A 2,492-nucleotide genomic window follows, 5' to 3' on the forward strand; every position below is an offset into this window, starting at 1 on the left:
TGTTTGCAATCGCTCTCAACTTTGTTTTCAAACCGTCCAGTTGCTCCACAAGCGTCTGAATGCTGGGCTGATTTCGAACCGAAGCATCAATCTGTTTTTTTACGTTTTCAATGTTATCGATGTGTTGTCGGGCCATGATCCGGCCACCATTAGCATCAGGATTGCTGAGGAATGCGTTGATGTATCCTATCTGCTCACGGAGGAGAGCTTGAGCCCGGCTCAGGCGCTGGCGTTGATAATAGTTGAAAGAAAGGTTGGATAGCTTGCTCATGATAGCGCCGTAGGCCACGTTTACCCGGCTCTTGGGTTCCACCTTGCCCTCGCTGTTCGCCTTGGTGATGAGTGTGTAGGCCTCATGGGAATAGCGGTTGGACTCCCTGGAAAAAGCGGCATTGTCCAGGCCGGCCATGCGACCCGAATCGGCCTCCAGTTTTTTAAGAATCTCCTCCATCGCTGGTGCATAGCGATTGGCTTTGGCCACGGGTATCATGGGGTCCACCAGCGCGTGGTAACGCTTGGCCAGAGCAGCGTAGCGTTCAATCAATTTACCGCTGCCCAGCCCGCTGTCCGGCAGTTGTTTTGCTTCGCCAACCCGGTTTCTCAGAATGAGGGCCAGACGATCCTCCGATTCCGAGTATTCGCGGAGGACCTCATCCTTGAAGAAATAGGGGACCTCTGCGGGGAAAATCGGAGTCAGCTTGTCGCGCATGGCTTGAAGAGCCGCATCCAGGCTCGCTTCCGCCTTCCGGGTGTTCTTGTAGGCACGGGCGTAGCTGTCCCGGGCGTTGTCTATGCTGGCCAGGATTTTATTCACAGTGGTCTTCAGGTCTTTGATGCCTTGACTGGTCAGCACCATGTTTTTGACGGGGTAACCCGGCATAAGAGGTATTTGGCTCAGGGCTTCCTTTTCCAGAACCCGCGGGTCGGCACGCGCATCCTTGATGCGCTGCTCGAGCGCCTTGATGCCGGAATCATTCACGCCAAAATGGCCCAGAATGGTATAGACCTGACCACCGTTTACATCCAGATTTCCTTCCTGAGCGATACGCTGTTTCTTCGCCGCAGCCACAAGTTTGTCGGCGCGGTCCATGACCGAAGCAGCGCCGTGCAAGGCATCCACCACCTTGTTGGTAAGCTCCATGTTTTTGCTTGCTGCTTCGATGAAATCTCTGGCTGCGTCCTCGCCGTTGCGGGAAATGACGTTGAAAGTAGCCTCAAAGTGTGCAAGGCGATCATACTGGTATCGCGTATTTTCAAAGCTATGCAACGCGGCATAGTAGCCGTTGGAGCCAGCGCCGCTGAAGCAGTCCCATATCTCGATGTTTGGTTGCAGTTCGCCGGCGAGTTGGGTCGCGGTGGATGCATATCCTGCGACTGTGCTGGTGGAGCGTTTCGCGGCACTCATCCGCTTCTGAAAATAATCCTTCTGGTTTTTGGCATCATCCTTCCACTCCTTGAACAACTTTTCAGATTGTGCCAGGCGTTTCACGGACATGGGGTAGAAGCGGGGGGAGATGTTGCTTGCAGAGTTGTCCAGGGCAAATCTCCAGATGCTCATGCCCAGCCAATCGCCATGCTGTCCCTCCATTTTAATCGTGTGGTCTTCGCCCCAGATCACCATGTCTACGTCGTTCTGATCCCACTTGTGCAGGGATAGCACAAAACGGCGGATAGGGCCGTCGGCCATGGCTTTTGCGTCCGCATGTAGTTGCTTTGTAGTGCCTATCACCTGACTCTCGAAGGCGCGATAGACGCTGGCGGCTGCGGCCGACGCGCGAGCCTGGGCGGCCGAGCAGGCATCCCCGTTGCCGGAGGCGCAGGCAGCGCGAGCAGCAGCATAGATGGGCTCAAGCAAATCGCTCCGTTTTCTTTGTGCACCCTGCACGGCATTCCAGATGGCGTTATTATAGCTGTTGCAGGAATAACTGCCGCCGGCAAGCTGCTGCCAGGCATCCCTCATCTTGGAGGCGGCAGTACCGAAATCGTAGTTGGAATCGTTGGGGAAGGTGACCAGGCCGGGAGACTTTGACCATTCGTTGGCCGACTTGATGACGCCCATCAACTCCAGTTGCCGGTTCCACGAGCGTATGTTCTCCTCAAGGCGCTTGATATCGTGATCCACACTGCCCTTGAGCCCGGCAAGCTGCTTGTGCTGTTCCAGAATCGCCTTTAACAACGTATCCAGTTGCGAAACGGCCTTGTCTCCTGCCTTGATCATGAGTTCGAACTTCTTGAGGATGATCAGGTTGTCGCCAATCGAGTCCTGACCGGCCAGTCCCGGGGTTTCCGTGCGGATGTAGCCGGCAAGCTCCGGCTCCTTCAGGGAGATGGCCCAGTTGAATTTCTGAACGCCAGTGATGGAGCTCTCCTTTGCCTTGCCGACGTTCTGGGTGATCCGGCCGGTCATGGCATTAGGGTACTTCTCTTTCAGATAGTCGGAGAGGCGCTCGATGGCGAAATCGTTGGCGGCTTCTGAAATCTGATTGGTGGGG

At 55.4% G+C, this 2,492-nt stretch carries 1 protein-coding gene; it reads right to left on the minus strand.

Features of this window, described 5'->3' with window-relative positions:
- On the minus strand, positions 1–2,492 hold a 2,492-nt coding region (locus SPV1_RS02195), incomplete at both ends, for a hypothetical protein (RefSeq protein ID WP_009849454.1).

It is taken from the genome of Mariprofundus ferrooxydans PV-1 (genome assembly GCF_000153765.1).
GTDB lineage: Bacteria > Pseudomonadota > Zetaproteobacteria > Mariprofundales > Mariprofundaceae > Mariprofundus > Mariprofundus ferrooxydans.